The organism is Mycobacterium sp. Root135, assembly GCF_001426545.1.
Taxonomy (GTDB): domain Bacteria; phylum Actinomycetota; class Actinomycetes; order Mycobacteriales; family Mycobacteriaceae; genus Mycobacterium.
Map to the genome: position 1 here is coordinate 1 of NZ_LMEZ01000007.1, position 18893 is coordinate 18893.

The 18893-nt window shown below is 67.3% G+C and carries 21 protein-coding genes and 1 pseudogene; 19 read left to right on the forward strand and 3 right to left on the reverse strand.

Annotated elements, in window-relative coordinates; genetic code table 11:
• Positions 1-1115, forward strand: a 1115-nt coding sequence (locus ASD37_RS20255) for a DUF222 domain-containing protein (RefSeq protein WP_156720994.1), incomplete at its 5' end; no start/stop codon positions are given.
• Here the strand turns inward: ASD37_RS20255 and ASD37_RS20260 are convergent.
• A complete protein-coding gene (locus ASD37_RS20260; RefSeq protein ID WP_082570359.1) occupies positions 1112-1585 on the reverse strand; it encodes a hypothetical protein in 474 nt (157 codons plus the stop codon). The genes ASD37_RS20255 and ASD37_RS20260 overlap by 4 nt on opposite strands.
• 24 nt (positions 1586-1609) lie before the next feature.
• On the opposite strand from ASD37_RS20260, the gene hisN reads away from it, so the two are divergent.
• From hisN to ASD37_RS20280, 5 genes are all read left to right on the forward strand, one after another.
• Positions 1610-2392: a histidinol-phosphatase gene (hisN, locus tag ASD37_RS20265; protein WP_056555594.1), complete on the forward strand. Its 783-nt coding sequence runs from the start codon at positions 1610-1612 to the stop codon at positions 2390-2392.
• Positions 2393-2486: 94 nt separating this feature from the next.
• The gene (locus ASD37_RS31580) at positions 2487-2636 is read left to right on the forward strand and encodes a hypothetical protein (protein WP_156720995.1); all 150 of its coding nucleotides are present in this window, start codon (positions 2487-2489) and stop codon (positions 2634-2636) included.
• A 100-nt stretch (positions 2637-2736) separates the two neighbouring features.
• On the forward strand, positions 2737-4146 hold the full coding sequence (locus tag ASD37_RS20270; RefSeq protein WP_056555597.1) for an acyl-CoA dehydrogenase family protein: 1410 nt from the start codon (positions 2737-2739) through the stop codon (positions 4144-4146).
• Positions 4147-4181: 35 nt separating this feature from the next.
• Positions 4182-5390 (forward strand): acyl-CoA dehydrogenase family protein, encoded by a 1209-nt coding sequence (locus tag ASD37_RS20275; protein ID WP_056555600.1) that lies wholly within the window; start codon positions 4182-4184, stop codon positions 5388-5390.
• Between the two features lie 38 nt (positions 5391-5428).
• On the forward strand, positions 5429-6427 hold the full coding sequence (locus ASD37_RS20280; protein ID WP_056555603.1) for an acryloyl-CoA reductase: 999 nt from the start codon (positions 5429-5431) through the stop codon (positions 6425-6427).
• 33 nt (positions 6428-6460) lie between these two features.
• On the opposite strand, the gene ASD37_RS20285 is transcribed toward ASD37_RS20280, so the two are convergent.
• Positions 6461-7432: an esterase family protein gene (locus ASD37_RS20285; RefSeq protein WP_056555606.1), complete on the reverse strand. Its 972-nt coding sequence runs from the start codon at positions 7430-7432 to the stop codon at positions 6461-6463.
• 239 nt (positions 7433-7671) lie between these two features.
• Here ASD37_RS20285 and ASD37_RS20290 point away from each other — a divergent pair, with 239 nt between their 5' ends.
• From ASD37_RS20290 to ASD37_RS20335, 11 genes and pseudogenes are all read left to right on the forward strand, one after another.
• Entirely contained in the window at positions 7672-8238 is a 567-nt protein-coding gene (locus ASD37_RS20290; protein WP_056555609.1) for a TetR/AcrR family transcriptional regulator, read from the forward strand.
• Positions 8239-8271: 33 nt separating this feature from the next.
• Complete coding sequence (locus ASD37_RS20295; protein WP_056555612.1) at positions 8272-9426, forward strand: acyl-CoA dehydrogenase family protein; 1155 nt, start codon at positions 8272-8274, stop codon at positions 9424-9426.
• A gap of 19 nt (positions 9427-9445) precedes the next feature.
• Positions 9446-9538 (forward strand): annotated as a pseudogene (locus tag ASD37_RS32350) (nitroreductase family deazaflavin-dependent oxidoreductase); the annotation flags it as partial.
• 89 nt (positions 9539-9627) lie between these two features.
• Positions 9628-10731: a homogentisate 1,2-dioxygenase gene (locus ASD37_RS20300; RefSeq protein WP_056555614.1), complete on the forward strand. Its 1104-nt coding sequence runs from the start codon at positions 9628-9630 to the stop codon at positions 10729-10731.
• Positions 10731-11897 carry an alpha/beta fold hydrolase gene (locus tag ASD37_RS20305; protein WP_056555617.1) on the forward strand — a complete coding sequence of 389 codons (1167 nt, stop codon included), beginning with the start codon at positions 10731-10733 and terminating at the stop codon, positions 11895-11897. The genes ASD37_RS20300 and ASD37_RS20305 overlap by 1 nt, the downstream gene beginning before the upstream one ends.
• Positions 11894-13102 (forward strand): CaiB/BaiF CoA-transferase family protein, encoded by a 1209-nt coding sequence (locus tag ASD37_RS20310; RefSeq protein WP_056555620.1) that lies wholly within the window; start codon positions 11894-11896, stop codon positions 13100-13102. The genes ASD37_RS20305 and ASD37_RS20310 overlap by 4 nt, the downstream gene beginning before the upstream one ends.
• Positions 13099-14010: a hydroxymethylglutaryl-CoA lyase gene (locus ASD37_RS20315; protein WP_056555623.1), complete on the forward strand. Its 912-nt coding sequence runs from the start codon at positions 13099-13101 to the stop codon at positions 14008-14010. Before ASD37_RS20310 ends, ASD37_RS20315 begins: the two co-directional genes overlap by 4 nt.
• A 62-nt stretch (positions 14011-14072) precedes the next feature.
• Positions 14073-14636: a TetR/AcrR family transcriptional regulator gene (locus ASD37_RS20320; RefSeq protein WP_200959969.1), complete on the forward strand. Its 564-nt coding sequence runs from the start codon at positions 14073-14075 to the stop codon at positions 14634-14636.
• Between the two features lie 27 nt (positions 14637-14663).
• Complete coding sequence (locus ASD37_RS20325; RefSeq protein WP_056555628.1) at positions 14664-15902, forward strand: acyl-CoA dehydrogenase family protein; 1239 nt, start codon at positions 14664-14666, stop codon at positions 15900-15902.
• Between the two features lie 11 nt (positions 15903-15913).
• Positions 15914-16879: a phosphotransferase family protein gene (locus ASD37_RS20330; RefSeq protein WP_056557395.1), complete on the forward strand. Its 966-nt coding sequence runs from the start codon at positions 15914-15916 to the stop codon at positions 16877-16879.
• Positions 16876-17199, forward strand: a complete 324-nt coding sequence (locus ASD37_RS20335; protein WP_056555631.1) for a DUF6285 domain-containing protein — start codon at positions 16876-16878, stop codon at positions 17197-17199. The genes ASD37_RS20330 and ASD37_RS20335 overlap by 4 nt, the downstream gene beginning before the upstream one ends.
• 4 nt (positions 17200-17203) lie before the next feature.
• Here the strand turns inward: ASD37_RS20335 and ASD37_RS20340 are convergent, their stop codons facing one another.
• A complete protein-coding gene (locus ASD37_RS20340) occupies positions 17204-17845 on the reverse strand; it encodes a class I SAM-dependent methyltransferase (protein WP_056555634.1) in 642 nt (213 codons plus the stop codon).
• Positions 17846-17902: 57 nt separating this feature from the next.
• Between ASD37_RS20340 and ASD37_RS20345 the strand changes: the two genes are divergently transcribed.
• Positions 17903-18283, forward strand: coding sequence for a nuclear transport factor 2 family protein (locus tag ASD37_RS20345; protein WP_056555636.1), 381 nt, complete (start codon positions 17903-17905; stop codon positions 18281-18283).
• A 49-nt stretch (positions 18284-18332) separates the two neighbouring features.
• Positions 18333-18728 carry a response regulator transcription factor gene (locus ASD37_RS20350; RefSeq protein ID WP_200959948.1) on the forward strand — a complete coding sequence of 132 codons (396 nt, stop codon included), beginning with the start codon at positions 18333-18335 and terminating at the stop codon, positions 18726-18728.
• Positions 18729-18893 lie beyond the last annotated feature (165 nt).

The window sequence follows — 18893 nt, forward strand, 5'->3', positions numbered from 1 at the left end:
CTGCTGTCGGAATGGCGGGCCACCCTGATCGTGCGCGACTGCTGTCGGAATGGCGGGCCACCCTGATCGTGCGCGAATCGGCGTGTCTGGACGTCGCCGACCGCCGGGTGTTGGACGCCCGGATGTGCGCCGATCAGAACAGTTTGGAGGGCAAGGGCGACAAACGCATCGAGGCCGACGCCAAGGCCATCGCCTACGAACTCGACCCCCACGCCGTCGTCGACCGCGCCGCCCGCGCCGAAACCGAACGCTCGGTGTGGGTCCGACCCGCCCCCGACAACATGACCTACGTGACCGCCCTGCTGCCCATGCCCCAAGGCGTATCGGTCTACGCCGCCCTGCGACGAGAAGCCGACACCTGCGGCGACGGCCGCCCCCGCAACCACGTCATGGCCGACACCCTCGTCGAACGCATCACCGGCCGGGTCTACGCCGCCCTGCGACGAGAAGCCGACACCTGCGGCGACGGCCGCCCCCGCAACCACGTCATGGCCGACACCCTCGTCGAACGCATCACCGGCCGCCCCGCCGACATCCCAGTCCCGATCGCCGTGGACCTGGTCATCACCGACGACACCCTGCTCGGCGGCGACCAGGCCGCGGCCCGGGTGCCCGGCTACGGACCCATTCCCGCCGGGGTCGCCCGGCGGTTGGTCAACCGCGCCGCAAATGACGCCCGGTCACGGGCGACAGTGCGGCGGCTGTATCGGCATCCCCGCAGCGGTGCGCTGGTGGCGATGGAGTCCAAGGCCAGAATCTTCCCCAAGGGGTTGGCGAAGTTCCTCGACCTGCGCGACGACACCTGCCGCACCCCGTACTGCGACGCCCCGATCCGACATCACGACCACGCCCGCCCTCATAGCCGTGACGGACCGACCAGCGCGCTCAACGGACTCGGCGAGTGTGCGCACTGCAATTACACCAAGGAAGCGCCGGGTTGGTCGGTGATCACCACCGCCAACGAAACCGGTTGCCACACCGCCGAATTCACCACGCCCACCGGCGCAAGACACAGATCGGTGGCGCCGCGAATGCCCGGGCGGCAGATGACACTGACTCTGTACAGCGCCTTGGAGGTCCGCACGGCACTGGCGGTCTCCGGGCATGCCGCCTAGCGGAGCTCGGTCGGCCCATTGGGAGCGGGAGGCGGCCACGGCTCGTGGGGCGGCTCGTAGGGCGGCGCGGGCGGCGGGGTCGCGACGATGCCCCACTTGTCGGGATTCTTCGTCGAGTAGACGACGGGCATCAGCTGGCCCATGCTCGGCGCCGTGCCGACAGCCATCTGCATGCGCGCGTAGACCTCGTGCTCGCGCACCGTCGGGCCGTTGATCACACCGGTGATCGTCACGAATTGCGAGCCGCCGGACTCCGCACCCGCACTCACCCCAGTGACGAGGAGGGTTCCCGACGTGTTTTGTCCGCCGCCACCTGGCCCCCGACGTCCGCCGAAGTCGGCCATGCCCCCAGGTCCGCCAGGTGCGCCAGGCACACCGGGACCCCTCTGTCCGCGCCTGCCCATGATGCGCGGTCCTATGAACAGCGCGATCCCACCGATGACGAGCAAGAGCACGAAGATTTCAAACACGACCCCCATGGTAGGACTGCACCCATGAGAACAGTCTCAGATGACCTCGGCCTCGCACTTCAGATGGCCGACGAGGCCGACGCCCTGACCCTCGACAGGTTCGGCGCACTGGATCTTCACGTCGAGACGAAACCCGACCTGACCCCGGTCACCGATGCCGACAAGTCCGCCGAGGAGCTGCTTCGCGGCCTCCTCGTCGCGAATCGCCCCGACGACGCCGTGGTCGGCGAAGAGTTTGGCGGCACTGCGGTTTTCGAGGGTCGACAGTGGGTCCTCGATCCGATCGACGGCACCAAGAACTTCGTTCGCGGCGTGCCGGTGTGGTCGACGCTCATCGCCCTGCTGCAGGACGGCGTTCCCACGGTCGGCGTCGTCAGCGCGCCCGCGCTTGGTCGACGGTGGTGGGCAAGTGCGGGCGAGGGCGCGTTCACGTCGTTCAACGGCGTGACTCGTCGCATAACCGTGTCGGGCGTGTCCGAGCTCGATTCGGCCAGCCTCTCGTACTCCGACCTGACCACCGGTTGGGAGGACCGTCGGCCGCAGTTCGTCGAGCTCACCGACGCCGTGTGGCGCGTCCGCGGGTACGGCGACTTCTGGTCGTACTGCTTGTTGGCGGAGGGGGCGGTCGACGTCGTCACCGAGCCCGAAGTCAAGCTCTGGGACTTGGCGCCGCTCGACATCGTCGTCCGCGAGGCCGGCGGCCGGTTCACCAGCATCGACGGCGCCCCGGGCCCGCACGGCGGAAGCGCGATCGCCACGAACGGACTCCTGCACGACGAAGTGCTCGGCAGGCTCGTACTCCGGTAAACGGTGCGGGCGGCCCACCCACGCGCCACATCCGGCCACAGATGTAGGGGAATCCCTGATTCAGTCCGACGCCAGCTTCCCTAGCGTCGTCGAAATGAAGAAGTCCACCCTCCTCGCTGCCGCCGCCCTCACCGGATTGGGCGCCGCACTCGTCGCTCCGACCGCCGTCGCGGACCCCCGGATCAGCGTGCCGTTTCACCCCGTGTCGGTGCCCTTCGATCCCCCGACGGGCGGCCCCCGTTAGGTGCTGACCATCTGGTGACGTTGATAACACCCTCGCTTTATCTTACTCAATAGTAAGATACGGTCATGGCGTACTGCCCCAACGATTCGAGGCTGTCGATATGACCAACACCCTGCCGTCCCCGAGCGGCACCAACGAGCGCCCGAAGCGCACCGGCCGCGAAAGCGCAGTTGGCCTGCAGCGGCACAAGCGGACGGCGACCGACATCGGGCTCGCCCTCATCACTCCCCTCCTCGGCCAGGAGTTCCTGGACCGCCGCGGTCTGCGCGAGCCGCTCAACCGCGGTCTTCGCAACGGCGTCCAGACCGTGTTCTCCGCGATCGGCACCTCGACGCGTCAGTTCAACCGAGTCTCGAGGATCGGCAAACCCGCCACGCGGCTAAAGCCAAGTGGCGCTGACTATTTCGATCTGACGCCGGACGACGAGCAGAAGATGATCGTCGAGACGATCAGCGAATTCGCCGAGGAGATCCTGCGGCCGGCGGCGCACGACGCCGACGCTGCGGCCACCTATCCCCCGGAGCTGATCGCCAAGGCCGCCGAACTGGGCATCACCGCCGTCAACATCCCGGAGGACTTCGACGGCATCGCCGCGCAGCGCACGACGGTCACCAACGCGCTGGTGGCCGAAGCCCTGGCCTACGGCGACATGGGCCTCGCCCTTCCGATCCTCGCGCCGGGCGGCGTCGCATCGGCCCTGACCCATTGGGGCAGCGCCAGCCAGCAGGCCACGTACCTTCCCGAATTCGCCGGCGAGAGCGTGCCGCAGGCATGCGTCGCGATCGCCGAGCCCCACGCGTTGTTCGATCCGACGTCGCTGAAGACCGTCGCCACCCGCACGCCGGGCGGCTACCGGTTGACCGGCGTCAAGTCGCTGGTGCCCGCCGCCGCCGACGCGGAGTTGTTCGTCATCGCCGCCCAGTTGAACGGCAAGGCGACGCTGTTCATCGTCGAGGCCGGCTCGGAGGGCCTCACCGTCAAGGCCGACCCGAGCATGGGAATCCGCGCCGCGGCCCTGGGCCAGGTCCGGCTCGACAACGTCGCAGTGCCGCTGCACAACCGGCTCGGCGAGGACGAGACGACCGAGGCCGGCCATGCCCACAACTACTCGGAGGCCATCGCCTTGGCCCGATTGGGTTGGGCCGCACTGGCGGTCGGCACGTCGCACGCCGTGCTCGACTACGTCATCCCCTACGTGAAGGAGCGGGAGGCGTTCGGCGAGCCCATCGCACGCAGGCAGTCGGTCGCGTTCATGTGCGCCAACATTGCCATCGAACTGGACGGGCTGCGCCTGATCACTTGGCGCGGTGCCGCGCGTGCCGAGCAGGGCCTGTCCTTCGCGAGGGAAGCCGCGCTGGCCAAGAAGTTCGGCACCGACAAGGCCATGCAGATCGGTCTCGACGGCGTGCAGCTGCTCGGCGGACACGGCTTCACCAAGGAACACCCGGTCGAACGCTGGTACCGCGATTTGCGGGCACTCGGCGTGGCCGAGGGTGTCGTCGTCCTTTAGTCCCTGGTTTCTCGAAACTATCCGAAAGTCCTGTCATGGCAATCAATCTCGAAATGCCCAAGAAGCTCCAGGCCGTCATCGACACGAGCCACGGAGCCGCCGCCAATATGCTGCGGCCGATCTCGCGCAAGTACGACCTCGCCGAGCACGCCTACCCCGTCGAGCTCGACACGTTGGCCGAACTGTTCGAAGGCATGACGGCGGCCAACACCATCTCCTTCGCCGGTGCCGAAGCGTTCCGCGACGGTGCCGACTCGAAGGTCAACGTCAACGGCGCCAACATGTCCGCGTTGGTCAACGCGCTCGAAATCAGCTGGGGTGACGTCGCCCTGCTGCTTTCGGTGCCGTTCCAGGGGCTCGGCAACGCCGCGCTCTCCGGCGTCGCGACCGACGAACAGCTGACCCGCCTCGGCAAGGTCTGGGCGGCGATGGCCATCACGGAGCCGAGCTTCGGCTCCGATTCGGCCGCGGTGTCGACGACGGCCAAGCTCGACGGCGACGAGTACGTCATCAACGGCGAGAAGATCTACGTCACCGCCGGAGCCCGGGCCAGCCACATCGTGGTCTGGGCGACGCTGGACAAGTCGAAGGGCCGCGCCGCGATCAAGTCGTTCATCGTGCCGCGCGACCATCCCGGCGTCACCGTCGAGCGGCTCGAGCACAAGCTCGGCATCAAGGCGTCCGACACGGCCGCCATCCGCTTCGACAACGCGCGGATTCCGAAGGACAACCTGCTGGGCAGTCCGGAGATCAACGTCGACAAGGGCTTTGCCGGCGTCATGGAGACCTTCGACAACACCCGGCCCATCGTGGCCGCGATGGCCGTCGGCGTCGCCCGCGCGGCGCTCGAAGAACTGCGCGCCATCCTCACCGACGCGGGCGTCGAGATCTCCTACGACAAGCCCGCGCACGCCCAGAGTGCGCCGGCCGCGGAGTTCCTGCGGCTGGAAGCCGACTGGGAAGCCGGCTACCTGTTGACCGTGCGCTCCGCCTGGCAGGCCGACAACAAGATCCCCAACTCCAAGGAAGCCTCGATGGGCAAGGCGAAGGCCGCCCGCGTGGGCAGCGACGTCACCCTCAAGGCCGTCGAATTGGCCGGAACCACCGGTTATTCGGAGAACACCCTGCTCGAGAAGTGGGCGCGCGATTCGAAGATCCTCGACATTTTCGAGGGCACCCAGCAGATTCAGCAGCTGGTCGTCGCACGCCGGTTGCTCGGGTTGTCCTCGGCAGAGCTGAAGTAGCGCTCCTGCCCGCCGGCAGGCACGATAACGTCGTCCGAATGGATGACTTTCAGGCCCTTGTCGCGCGGCAACACGAGGATCGCATCGACGCTGCGGTCGAGACGCTGACGGAAGCGGATCTGCCACCGGGCGAGGTGACGATTCGCGTCGCGTATTCGAGCGTCAACTTCAAGGACGCGTTGGCGCTCACCCCCAAGGGTGGCGTCGCGCGGGACTACCCGCTGGTGCCGGGTATCGACCTGACCGGCGAAGTGGTGGCGTCGTCGTCCGACGAGTTCGCAGTCGGCGACGCCGTCCTGGCCCACGGCTACGAGATCGGCACCGGTCGCCACGGCGGCTACGCCGAGTACGCGCGGGTTCCCGCCGACGAGGTCGTCAGCCTTGGGTCACTGAGCCCGTACGAAGGGGCCGCAATCGGCACGGCGGGTTTCACCGCCGCCATGAGCGTGCAGGCGCTGATAGCCAGGGGCATCCGACCCGACGACGGCCCGATCGTGGTCACGGGGGCCACGGGCGGCGTTGGATCGGTGAGCGTCGACCTGTTGTCGGCGGCGGGGTACGAGACGGTCGCGTCGACCGGCAAGAAGGATGCCGAGGAGCGGCTGAAGGGACTCGGCGCGGCCGAGGTGATTCCGCGACTGCCTGCCGATCCCGACGCCAAGCCGCGGGCTCTCGGCAAGACGCGCTGGGCGGGTGCGGTGGACTGCGTTGGCGGGGCCACCCTGGCCGACGTGCTGAGCACCATGTCCTACGGCGGCGCGGTGGCGGCCAGTGGCCTCACCGGCGGGCCGGCGTTGAATACGACGGTGATGCCGTTCATCCTGCGGGGTGTCGCCCTACTGGGCATGGACTCGGTGATGATGCGAATCGGGCCGCGTCGCGAATTGTGGGCCCTGCTCGGCGGTTCGTTGAAGCCGCAACGCCTGTCGCAGATCACCCATGACGTCGACGTGAAGGACGTCGTCGACGTGATCGATCAGGTGCGCGCCGGTGCGTTCTCGGGTCGCGCAGTCGTGAAGGTGGCGGGCGGGTTCTGAACCCGCCCGCCACCTGTCACACTCGGATCAGCCTCAGAGCAGGTGGCTGATCAGGTCGGGCTTCATCTGCTGCAGCTGCGCGCCCCAGTACGGCCAGTCGTGCGTGCCGTTGTCCGGGAAGTTGAAGACGCCGTTCTTGCCGCCCGCTGCGATGTAGTTGTCCTGGAACGTGCGGTTGGTGCGGATGGTCAGGCCCTCGAGGAACTTGGCGGGCAGGTTGTTGCCGCCGAGCTCGCTGGGGGTGCCGTTGCCGCAGTAGACCCAGATGCGCGTTCCGTTGGCGACGATGGTCGGGATCTGCACCATCGCGTCGTTGTACTGCCAGGCCGGATCGGTCTCGGCGGGGCCCCACATGTCGTTGGCCTTGTAGCCACCTGCGTCACCCATGGAGAGGTTGATCAGGCCGGGCCACTGCCCCTCGGACGGGTTCAGGAAGCCCGACATCGAGCCGGCGTAGGAGAACTGTCCGGGGTGGTGCGCCGACAGGACGAGCGCTGCGCCACCGGCCATCGACAGGCCGACGGCGGCGTTGCCGGTCGACTTCACGCTGTTGTTGGCCGCCAGGTAGGAGGGCAGCTCCTGGGTCAGGAACGTCTCCCAGTTGTAGGTCAAGCAACCGGTCTTGCCACATGCGGGCTTGTACCAGTTGGAGTAGAAGCTCGACTGCCCGCCGACGGGCATGACGAGCGACAGGCCGGAGTCGAGGTACCACTCGAACGCCTGGGTGTTGATGTCCCAGCCGTTGAAGTCGTCCTGCGCACGCAGGCCGTCGAGGAGGTAGACCGCGGGTGAGTTGGGGCCACCGCTCTGGAACTGAACCTTGATGTCGCGCCCCATCGAAGGCGAGGGAACCATCAGGTACTCGACCGGGAGGCCGGGGCGTGAGAACGCCCCCGCGGTCGCGCTGCCACCTACCGCGCCGATCATGCCTGGCAGCAGGAGCACCGCCATGGTCGCCATCAGTAGTCGGCGCGTCCAGCGCCCGAGAACACCGTCAAACAACATCTACGAATCCATCCAGTTCCTGTTACGGGAAAACCGACGACGTGTGCGATGCGAGATCGCCCTAGCGGCGACGGGATCACCGCCTGCCGCGCCCGCGCAGCCGTAGCAGGCGGACCTGAGTATTAACTTGTCGGTACGAAGTAAAACATGATGCGGTGACCACCAGCCACTCCGACAGACGTCCGTTGAATGACGCGTCCGTCAACCGATGGGCATTTCAGAGCCCTAAACTGCTGGTTGTGGCGAGTTCCCGCGGCGCTGCCGGCAACCGGCTCGCGTTGGACGACTGGATCGAAGCTGGCTATGCCCTTCTCGCAGAGGAGGGCATCAAGGCCTTGAAGGTCGACCGGCTGTGCGAACGGCTCGGCGTCACGAAGGGCAGCTTCTACTGGCACTTCGACGGGATGCCGAGTTTCCGTGCCGCCCTCGTCGGCTCGTGGGGTCCGTTGCGGGAGCAGGATCGCTCCGCCTTCGACGACACGGGCAATACGACCCCCCGTGAACGGCTGTCGAACATGATGTCGTCGTTGCTAAGCCCACGGCACTGGACGTTGGAACGGGCGATGCGGGAATGGGCACGGACCGACGACACCGTGGCCGAGAGCGTCCGGACCGCGGACCGCCGCGTGTTGCAGGCCGTTCGACGGGCCTTCGAGGACTACGGGTTCGACTCCGACGAGGCCGAACTGCGTGCCAATGCCACGTTCGCGGCCGGCATCGGCTTTCTTCACCTCTCCGGTCCGACACCGGACGTCCGGCACGGAGTGAGCGGCGAGCGCTTCCTCGACCTGATGCTCAGACGCTGACTCCATACTTTTTAGTATGGTAACGTCCGCGGCATGAGTCACGTCGGGTTGATTACGGACGATTTCGTCGACCGATTGGCCGAACGAGCCCGCGAGGCGGAGGACCTTCGGCGTCTTCCCGACGCGACGGTCGCGGATCTGACCGCGTCGGGGTTGACCGAACTCCTCGTTCCCGCACGCTTCGGCGGCCAGCAGGCGGACTTTCCCGCCGTCCTCGATCCCGTCCGCAGGATGGGGCACGGCTGTACTTCCAGCGCGTGGACAATCGGCTTCTACGTACTTCACAACTGGATGCTCGCCCTGTTCGGAGAGCAAGCGCAGGAGGAGGCCTTCGCCACGCGGCCCTTTCTTGCACCGGCACCGCTCGCACCGACGGGTCGCGGCCTTCCGGTCCCCGGAGGTGTCCGCCTGAGCGGTCGATGGTCGTGGGCCACCGGCGCAATGGCAGGCAACTGGCTGATCGTCGGCGCACTGTGCGGGCCGGACGACGACCTGTACCCGGCCCTGGCTCTCCTGCCGGCCACGGACTTCACGGTCGAGGACGTCTGGCACACCGACGGCATGCGGGCGACCGGATCCAACGACGTCGTGGTCACCGACGCCTTCGTGCCAGAACACCGATTGGTGAAGGTGGTCGACGTCTACTCCGGGATGGCACCGGGTGCCGGTCTGCACGACGCACCGACCTACCGATGGCCGATGGTGCCCGCCTTGGCCCTGCTGGCCTCGATGCCTGCGCTCGGCGCCGCCGAACGCGTGGCCGAGATCTACGCCGACAGGTTGGCCGGACGCGTACTCGCCTACGAGGGCGTCATGCAACGAGACAAGCCCATTGCCCAGGCCCACCTCGGCGAGGCGCTGGTGCGCCTGCGCGCCCTGCGCGGGCTGCTCGCCGACACGGCGGCGACGATCGAAGACCTCGTCCAGGCGGGTCAACTCGTCCCGCGACCAGTTCGTGGCGAGGCCAGGCTGGCCGCTGCCCACATCGTGCACGAATCACGCGCCGTGATCGCCACCTTGACCGAGGCCTCGGGTGCCAGTGCCCACTTCTTGAACTCGCCCCTGCAGCGTTTCAAGCGCGACGTCGACGTCATCTCCGGACACGTCGTCTTCGACTACGACACCAGCCGTGAACTGTCGGGCGCGCTCAGGCTCGGCATGAAGATCCCGCGGACGGCGATGGTGTGAAATGACAACGTGCCCGACGCCACGGGCGCGACTCCGAAAACTGCCGCGGTTCAACAGCTTCGGCGTGCGCGCCATTGGCGACAACCTTTTGACCGTGCGGGTCGACCTCGACCGACCACCCCACCGACAACTCTTGTCAGCCGCGAGAAATAAAAGTAACGTCAGTTTCAGTTCATTGGTCCCACGTCATCGGAGACAGTCATGGAATCGTTCGTCCACCTTCGCAAGGGCAAGACCCCACGACGCCTGCACGCCGACCTCGACGGACTCAAGGACGACGAATTGGGCCGCGGCGGATTCACCGGCCGCACCGCCAACCTCTACCGGCGCGACGACCCCACCGCGTACCGCTCGGTCGGCCCCCTTCGCCCCGTCGACGTGCTGTCCTCCGAACTGAAGCCAACCGACGCCGCCGACGCCGCCGGCAGCCCTCTTCTGATGTTCTCCAACCCCGACTGCCTGGTGCTGCTGTCGCGACGGGCCGAGCCCATGCCCCGTTTCGTGCGCTACGTCGACGGCGATCTGCTGTTCTTCGTCCATGACGGATCCGGGCTTCTGGAAACGGAGTTCGGCCTCCTGCCCTACCGGGTCGGCGACTGGGTCTACCTGCCGAAGTCCTGCACCTGGCGCCAGGTGCCGGATTCACAGTCGACCCTGCTGATGATCCAGGCCACCGACGAGTTCCGGGTGCCCCCCGCCGGGCAGCTGGGCAGGCACTTCCCGTTCGACCCGTCGCAGGTCGAGATCCCAGAACCCGCCCCGATTGCGACCGGCGAGGGTCCGCAGCGCGACGGGGAGTACGAGGTCCGACTCATCCACGAGGGTGGCCCGACTTCGCTCTTCTATCAACATCATCCACTCGACGTCGAAGGGTGGCGCGGCGACAACTTTCCGTTCACCTTCAACATTGCCGACTACAACGTCATCACGTCCGACAGCGTCCACCTGCCGCCAACGGTGCACCTGTTCATGCAGGCCACCGGGGTATACGTGATGAACTTCCTGCCCAAGCCGGCCGAAGGCGTGCCGGGCACCGAACGCACCCCGTGGTACCACCGCAACGTCGACTTCGACGAGATCGCGTTCTTCCACAGCGGGTCGCTCTACGGCATCCCGATGCCACCCGGGCTCATTTCCCATGCACCGCAAGGGGTTCACCACGGCGCACCGGAGAAGGCCAGGGAGCGGGCTCGCCGCAAGTTCGACGAGTACTCCAGAGTGGACTGGTCGGTCATCTCGATCGACACCAGGCGCAGACTGGTGCCGTCGGCCGAGGTCTTGGCCGGCGACCTCGGGCAGCACTGATGAAGCACGCTTACGAGCGCATCCCGTATCTCGTCGCCTTCCAGAACACCTCGACCACCCGCGACGTCTACGGCGGCGTCGCCGAACTGGTGGTCCTCGAGAGCTACCTCCTGAAGCCCGACCGGCCCAGCGACACCGTGCTGGTGTTCATGCACCCGATCGGCGGCGGCGCGTACCTGCCCATGATCAACGGCCTCGCCCGCGCCGGGCATCACGTCATCTACTGCAACAGCCGATTTCGCGGCACCGACTCGGCGCTCCTGATGGAGAAGGTCGTCGAGGATCTCGGGGAGTGCATCAAGGACGCCAAGAATCGTCTCGGCTACGCCAAGGTGGTGCTGGCCGGATGGAGCGGCGGCGGCTCGCTGTCGGTGTTCTACCAGCAGCAGGCACAGCACCCGACCGTCACGGCAAGCCCGTCCGGCGACGGGCCCGACCTGACCACGCTCGGACTGATCCCTGCCGACGGCGTCCTGCTGCTGGCCGCCCACGTCAGCAGGCACGGCACCTTGACCGAGTGGCTGGACGCCTCGATCCTCGACGAGTCGGACCCGAGCCGGCGCGATCGCGAGCTGGACCTCTACGACCCCGAAAATCCCAACCAGCCGCCGTACACCGCGGAGTTCCTCGAGCGCTATCGGGCCGCGCAGGTGGCCCGCAACCGGCGAATCACCAAGTGGGTCAAGGAGAAATTGGACACGCTCTCGGATGAGGGACGCCCCGAGGACGAGTTCGCCTTCGTCGTGCACGGCACGATGGCCGACCCGCGCTGGCTGGACCCGACGGTGGATCCGAACGATCGCGCCCCCGGCACCTGTTATCTAGGCGATCCTGCAGTGGTGAACAACTCGCCCGTCGGGCTGGCCCGCTTCTGCACACTGCGCAGCTGGCTCTCCCAATGGAGTTACGACGACGCCAACGGTGACGCCCTCACCTGCGGGCCCGACATCGCCGTCCCCACCCTGGTGATCGGCAATCTCGCCGACGACGCGTGCACCCCGAGTCACACCCGCAGACTCTTCGAGGCAATCGGCCATCCCGACAAGGAGATGCACGAGATAGCAGGCGCGAACCACTACTACGCGGGACCCGATCAGCGGGGCACCCTGCGGGAGGCAGTCGGTGTCGTGACGGATTGGCTTCGGCAACATGGGTTTTTGGCATGACCTCGGTTACCGGACCACTCGACGGCATCAGGGTGATCGAAGTCGGCACGTTGATCTCCGGACCGTTCGCCGGGCGCCTGCTGGGTGACATGGGAGCCGACGTCGTCAAGATCGAGCCGCCCGGATCTCCCGACCCCTTGCGCACCTGGGGCCAGGCCGAGGTCGACGGACACCACTTCTTCTGGACGATTCACGCCCGCAACAAGAAGGCCGTCACGCTCAACCTGAGGGAGCCCAAGGGCCGGGAACTCTTCCTCGACCTCGTCGAGAAGTCCGACGTCATCGTGGAGAACTTCCGGCCCGGCACGCTGGAGAAGTGGAACCTCGGCTACGACGTTCTGCGCGAACGCAATCGGGGCATCATCCTGGTCCGTGTCTCCGGTTACGGTCAGACCGGTCCCGATTCCCACAAGGCCGGCTACGCCTCGGTGGCCGAGGCCGCCAGCGGGCTGCGACACATGAACGGCTTCCCCGGTGGCCCTCCCCCGCGGCTGGCACTGTCCCTCGGCGACACCCTCGCGGGGATGTTCGCCGCCCAAGGCGCACTGGCCGCGTTGTACCGACGAACCGTGACCGGCGAGGGCCAAGTCGTCGACGCCGCCCTGACCGAAGCGTGTCTTGCGGTACAGGAATCCACCATCCCCGACTACGACGTCGGCGGCGTGGTGCGTGGCCCGTCGGGCACCCGCCTCGAAGGGATCGCACCGTCGAACATCTACCCGACCGCCGACGGCAGCTGGGTGGTCATCGCGGCCAACCAGGACACCGTCTTCCGGCGACTCTGCGGTGCCATGGACCAACCCGAACTCGCGACCGACGAACGCTTCGCCGACCACGTCAGCCGCGGGCGCAACCAGGACGCGATCGACGACATCATCGCCGCCTGGGCCGCCGCGCGACAGCCCGCCGAGATCATCGCCACGCTGAGTGAGGCCGGTGTGATCAGCGGACCCATCAACACCGTCGCCGAGGTCGTCACCGACCCACAGTTGTTGTCCAGGGGCATGATTGCCGATCACTGGGACGAGCGGATCGAGCGCAACGTCAAGGGACCGGGCGTGGTGCCGGTGCTGTCGGAGACCCCGGGAACGATTCGCAGCGGGGGCTCGCTCACGCCCGGGCAGCACAACGACGAGGTGTACGGGCAGTTGTTGGGCCGCTCGGTCGCCGAACTCGACGCGTTGCGCGCGGAGGGAATCCTGTGAGCCTTCCCGAGCACGTCACCATCCGCGAGGTCTGCCTGCGCGACGGCCTGCAGATCGAAGCGCCGATTTCCCTGGCCGCCAAGCTCGCCCTGCTGGAGGCCGTCGTCGCCACCGGGGTACGGGAGGTCGAGGCGACCGCCTTCGTGTCACCGTCGAAGGTGCCCGCCCTCGCCGACGCCGAGGCCCTCGCGGCGGAGCTTCCGCGCTTCCGCGACACGCACGGCGTCGAGTTCTCTGCCCTCGTCGCCGGGCCGGGTGGTGCGAACAGGGCCATCGCGGCCGGGATGGACTCGATCGAGTACGTCGTGTCGGCGTCCGACGCGCACAGCCGTGCCAACGTGGGACGTTCGACGGCCGAGTCCACCGACCTGATCGCCGACATCGCCCGCATCGCGCACGAGGGCGGCGCCACGATCGAGGTCATCGTCGCAACGGCCTGGGACTGCCCGTTCGACGGGCCGACCGATCCCGCCCGAGTGGTCGACATCGTCACCGCCGCAGTCGAAATCGGCGCCGACCGGATCGCCATTGCCGACACCATCGGAACCACGACGCCGCGGCGGGTGACCACCCTCGTCGACGTCCTCCGCCCCGTCGTCGACGACCTGCCCTTCGGCGCCCACTTCCACAACACCCGCGGCGCGGGGCTGGCCAGTGCCTACGCTGCCGTCACCGCTGGCATCCGCCGGCTCGACTCGTCGGCAGGCGGGCTCGGCGGCTGCCCGTTCGCGCCCGGCGCGACGGGGAACATCGCGACCGAGGACCTCGTCTATCTGTTGCGTGACAGCGGTATAGGCACCGACGTCGACCTCCGGGCCGCGATCAGGGCCGCGGGCGTCGCACGCGACGTCGTCGGCCACGACCTGCCGAGCGCGCTGTTGCGTGCGGGCGATCGCGTCCTGGGCTGAGCGCGCCCGTGACATCCCCCGAGTCGCTCACCGCCAAGGGTCTCCAGACCCGCGAGGCCATCATGGTCGCGGCGCGGAAGCTGTTCGCCGAACGCGGCTTTCACGGGACGACGCTGACCGACATCACGTCGGCGGCTGGCAAGTCACCTGCCGCGTTCTATCGGTATTACTCCGACAAGGAGGATCTGCTCGCCGTCCTCGCCGAGTCGTTCCTGCGCGACGTGGTCGCCCCGCTGGGCTCCCACGTGCACCTGCCCGACTCGCCCCAGGACACCGACTTCTTCGTCTCCACCGTCACCGGATACTGGAACATGTTCAAGCAGAACATCGGCATCATGGTGGCCGTCGACCAGCTCGCGACGAGCCAACCGCGGTTCGCCGCCGTGCAGAACGAGTTCCGCCGCTTCGGCATCGACATCGTGCGGTCGTCGGTGCTTCACGCTCAAGACCAGGGGTACGGAGCGGATCTCGATCCCGAACACACCGCGCTGGCCATCTCACTTCTGTTCGAGCGATTCACCTCCGTTTACCTTCGCGAGGAAACCGCAGCGTTGGGGGTGGCCCGCACCGACGAAGACGCGGTGCGCACCCTGTCGACGATCTGGAAGAAGACCCTGTACGGCTGAGAATGTCACCCCCAGAAGGGAATCACCGTGGATTTCGCTCTGCCCGAACATCTTCCCGGCTTGCTCGCCGAGATGGACGCCTTCATCGACGCCGAGATCACGCCGCTGCAAGACGAACACATGCAGTACTTCGACCATCGACGCGAGTATGCCCGCACCGATTGGGAGAACGGCGGCGTCCCGCAACGCGCCTGGGAGGACCTCCTCGACGAGATGCGCCGTCGGGCCGACGCGGCGGGTTGGCTTCGTTACGGGCTGCCCTCGAAGTTCGGTGGCCGTGACGGGACCAACCTCGACATGGCGATCATCCGAGAACATCTGGCGCACAAGGGTCTCGGCCTGCACAACGACCTGCAGGACGAGTCGTCGATCGTCGGCAACTTCCCGCAGGTCATCATGATGGACCGCTTCGGCACCGACGAGCAGAAGAAGGAGTGGGGCGAGGCCCTCCTCACCGGTGAACGCTCGATGGCGTTTGGGCTCTCCGAACCGGACCACGGCTCCGACGCCACTTGGCTGGAGACGACCGCCGTCGCCGACGCCGACGGCTGGGTCATCAACGGCACCAAGCGATGGAACACCGGCGTGCACCGCGCCACCCACGACCTCGTCTTCGCCAGGACGTCGGGCCAAGCCGGGTCGGCGACCGGCATCACCGCGTTTCTGGTGCCCTGCGATTCACCGGGTTTCAGCGTGCCCTTCTACTGGTGGACGTTCAACATGCCGACCGATCACGGCGAGGTCGAACTGAAGGACGTCCGGGTACCGTCCACCGCCGTACTCGGCGAGGTCGACCACGGCTTGGAAGTGGGCCAGACCTTTCTGCACGAGAACAGGATTCGACAGGCGGCGAGCAGCCTCGGCGCGGCGCAGTACTGCATCGACCGGGCTGCGCGATACGCCTCCGAGCGCATCGTGTTCGGCAAACCGCTGTCGGTGAACCAGGCCGTCCAATGGCCGCTCGTCGAGCTGCAAACCGAGGCGCAGATGGTCCGGCTCCTCGTCTACTACGCCGCCTGGCACCTTGACCGAAATCACCACATGGAGGTGTCGGACAAGGTGTCGATGGCCAACTACCGCGCCAACCGACTGGTGTGCGACGCCGCCGACCGGGCGATGCAGGTCCACGGCGGCCTCGGGTACAGCCGTCACGAGCCGTTCGAACACATCTACCGGCACCATCGCCGATACCGGATCACCGAAGGCGCGGAGGAGATTCAGATCCGGCGAGTGGCGCAACGGATGTTCAAGTTCGGCCGGTCGTGAACCCCGACGAGCTGGCGCCCGCGTTGACCGCGGTACTTCAGCCCTCGTTGGGCGCGGTCACCGTCTCCGGCCTACGTGTGCTCACCGGCGGCGCCAGCCGGGCCACCTGGGCGTTCACGGCGGCGACGGACACCGGGCCCAGGGAGCTGATCCTGCGCATTGGTCCGCCCGACGAAATCCATGCCGGGATGGAATTGGAGGCGGCCGCCCTGACCCGCGCTGCCGCCACTGGCGCCCCGGTGCCCCACGTCCTCGTCGCCCGTGATTCGGCTGGGGCACTTGGCAACCCGTTCCTGGTCTGCGACTTCGTCGGCGGTGAGACGATCGTGCGGCGCATCCATCGCGCACTGGACGACGCGTCTCGGGCCGATCTTCTTGGGCAGTGCGCCACTGCCCTGGCGGCGATTCACCGGGCCGACCCGACGGGCATCGGACTCGGAGCGTTCGACCAGCTCGACGAGTGTCACCGCCAACTAGACCAGATGGCCGACACGACGGCGACGTTCGAGTGGACCTTCCGGTGGCTGGCGGCTCACCGGCCCGACCCGTCTCCGAAGGTGTTGGTGCACGGCGACTTTCGGATGGGAAATCTGATCGTCGACGTCGCCGACCACCCGGCCAGACTCACCGCGGTACTCGACTGGGAACTCACCCACAGCGGCGAGGTGTACGAGGATCTGGCGTGGTTCTGCATCCGGGCGTGGCGCTTCGGTGCGCCGCCGACGCGTGGCGCCGGCGGCGTCGGCGGCGTCGAGGACTTCCTCAGGGCCTACGAGGACGCCTCGGGCACGGCCGTCGACCGCTCGGCGATGCACTGGTGGATGGTGCTGTCGACGCTGCATTGGGGCGTGATCTGCCGCTACCAGGCCGAAAGACACCTCTCGGGGCAGACGCGATCGGTGGAACTGGCCGCCATCGGCCGCCGAGTCTGCGAAACGGAATTCGATCTGCTGACGCTGATGGAAGCCGCCTCGTGACCGACCTGCACGGCACACCCACCGCCGCCGAACTGATAGCCGCCGTCGCCGAATTCCTGGAGACCGACGTCAAGCAGGCGACGACGGGGGCGGTCAACTTTCACGCCCGCGTCGCCGCCAACGTGCTGCGCACGGTCGAACGCGAGTTACTCGACGACTCCCCCGCCCCTGACTTACTCGGCTTCGAGGACGAGCGCGCGCTGGCCGCGGCGATCCGCGCCGGCGAGCTCGACCACCGCGAGGCCGAAGTGCTCGCGGCGTTGCGTCGACTGGTCGCTCACCGAATCGCCGTCTCGCACCCGGGCTATGACTCCGAGTAGTCGCTCACGATCGGCGCACCCGGCCCAACCAGGCGGGTTCCTCGACGACCGTGCCGACCGCCAGACCCAAGGCGTCGGCGTGCGCCGGTCCGACGATGCCGCGATACGTCGTGACGTCGAGCGTCTCGATGTCCCACCCGTCGGCGAAGGCGCTCCGCACGGTTTGCTCACTCACCGACGGGCCGAACCCCCGGCCGGCATCCGAGAGTGCCAGCAGATGCAGCACGCCGCCCGGACGGATAGCGCGATGCAGGCTCGCGACGTAGCGCGCACGGTCGGTGTCGTCGTCGCCAAAGGCACCGAAGACGTGAAACAGGGCGCTGTCCACCACGGTGTCGTAGCCGGGCACGGCGTCCAAGGTGAGTGCATCCCGAACCTCGAAGCGGGCGTCGACCCCTCTGGCAGCCGCGTTGACCCTGGCTTGTTCGACCGCGTGCGGAGCGAAGTCGACGCCGAGCACGTCGTAGCCGAGCGCCGTCAGCATCACGGTGTGTTCGCCGAGCCCACATCCGACGTCGAGCACCGCGCCCCAGATGTGGCCGGCTCGCTCGAGTGCGACGACCGCAGGCTGCGGTTCACCGATAACCCAAGGCGGAGTGCCGAATTGATACGCCTCGTCGAATCTGTCCCTCGCTGATGTGGTCATGGGTCGAGTGTGCAACCTAAACCATTATCGAGGTCAACCCCTCCGAAGGAGCCCGTCGTGAACGCTGACCTGATCCAGACGCTGGCCACTCGGTTCTTCGCGGCGATCGAACGCGGCGACCAACCGGCCGTCGAGAGGATGTGGGCGCCCGACATCGCGGTCTGGCACACCGGGGACCGAAGGGACGACGACCGCGATCGGGCGCTGAAGATCATCGGGTGGTTCATCGCAACCACGACGACGCGGCGCTACGACGTTCTGGATCGGCGGGTCTTCGACGGCGGCTTCGTACAGCAGCACGTCCTAAACGCCGACGGGGCCAACGGAGCAGCGATTGCGCTGCGGGTTTGCATCGTCGTCAAGGTCGACGCGACCGGGTCCATCGTCAGGATCGACGAGTACTTCGACCCGGCCGACCTGGCACCGCTGCTGACCTGACGGCCAAACCCGGGGTCATCGGCACCGTCACCGTCGTAGCATCGCCCTTGTGCCCGACACGCCCCTGAAGATCCTGGTCTACAGCGACAACGCTCGCACTCGCGACCAAGTACGGAGCGCGCTCGGCACGCGGGTACACCCCGATCTCCCGGAGTTGGAGTATCTGGACGTGGCCACCGCACCGGTCGTCATCGCGAATCTGGACCGCGGCGGTATCGATCTCGCCATTCTCGACGGTGAGGCCAGTCCTACCGGCGGGCTGGGGCTGGCAAAGCAGCTGAAGGACGAGGTCGCACATTGCCCGCCCATCCTGGTGCTGACGGGACGTCCAGATGACCGATGGTTGGCGTCGTGGTCACAGGCCGAAGCGGCCGTGACGCACCCGATCGACCCGATTGAGCTTGGCGAGGCCGTGGCGGCACTCCTACGCCCACTTACCAGGTAATCAGCACGAAACACGCTGGCGCCATTGGGTTCTCGCGTAGGACTTGCCGCGGAACCCCGATGGGCACTTGCTTCCTCGGATCCTATCCAAAATGCGCCAAGCCGACCGTTAACGAGACTAAGCTGTGTCGTAGCTCACATCGACAGCCCAACGAGGGAGCGACAC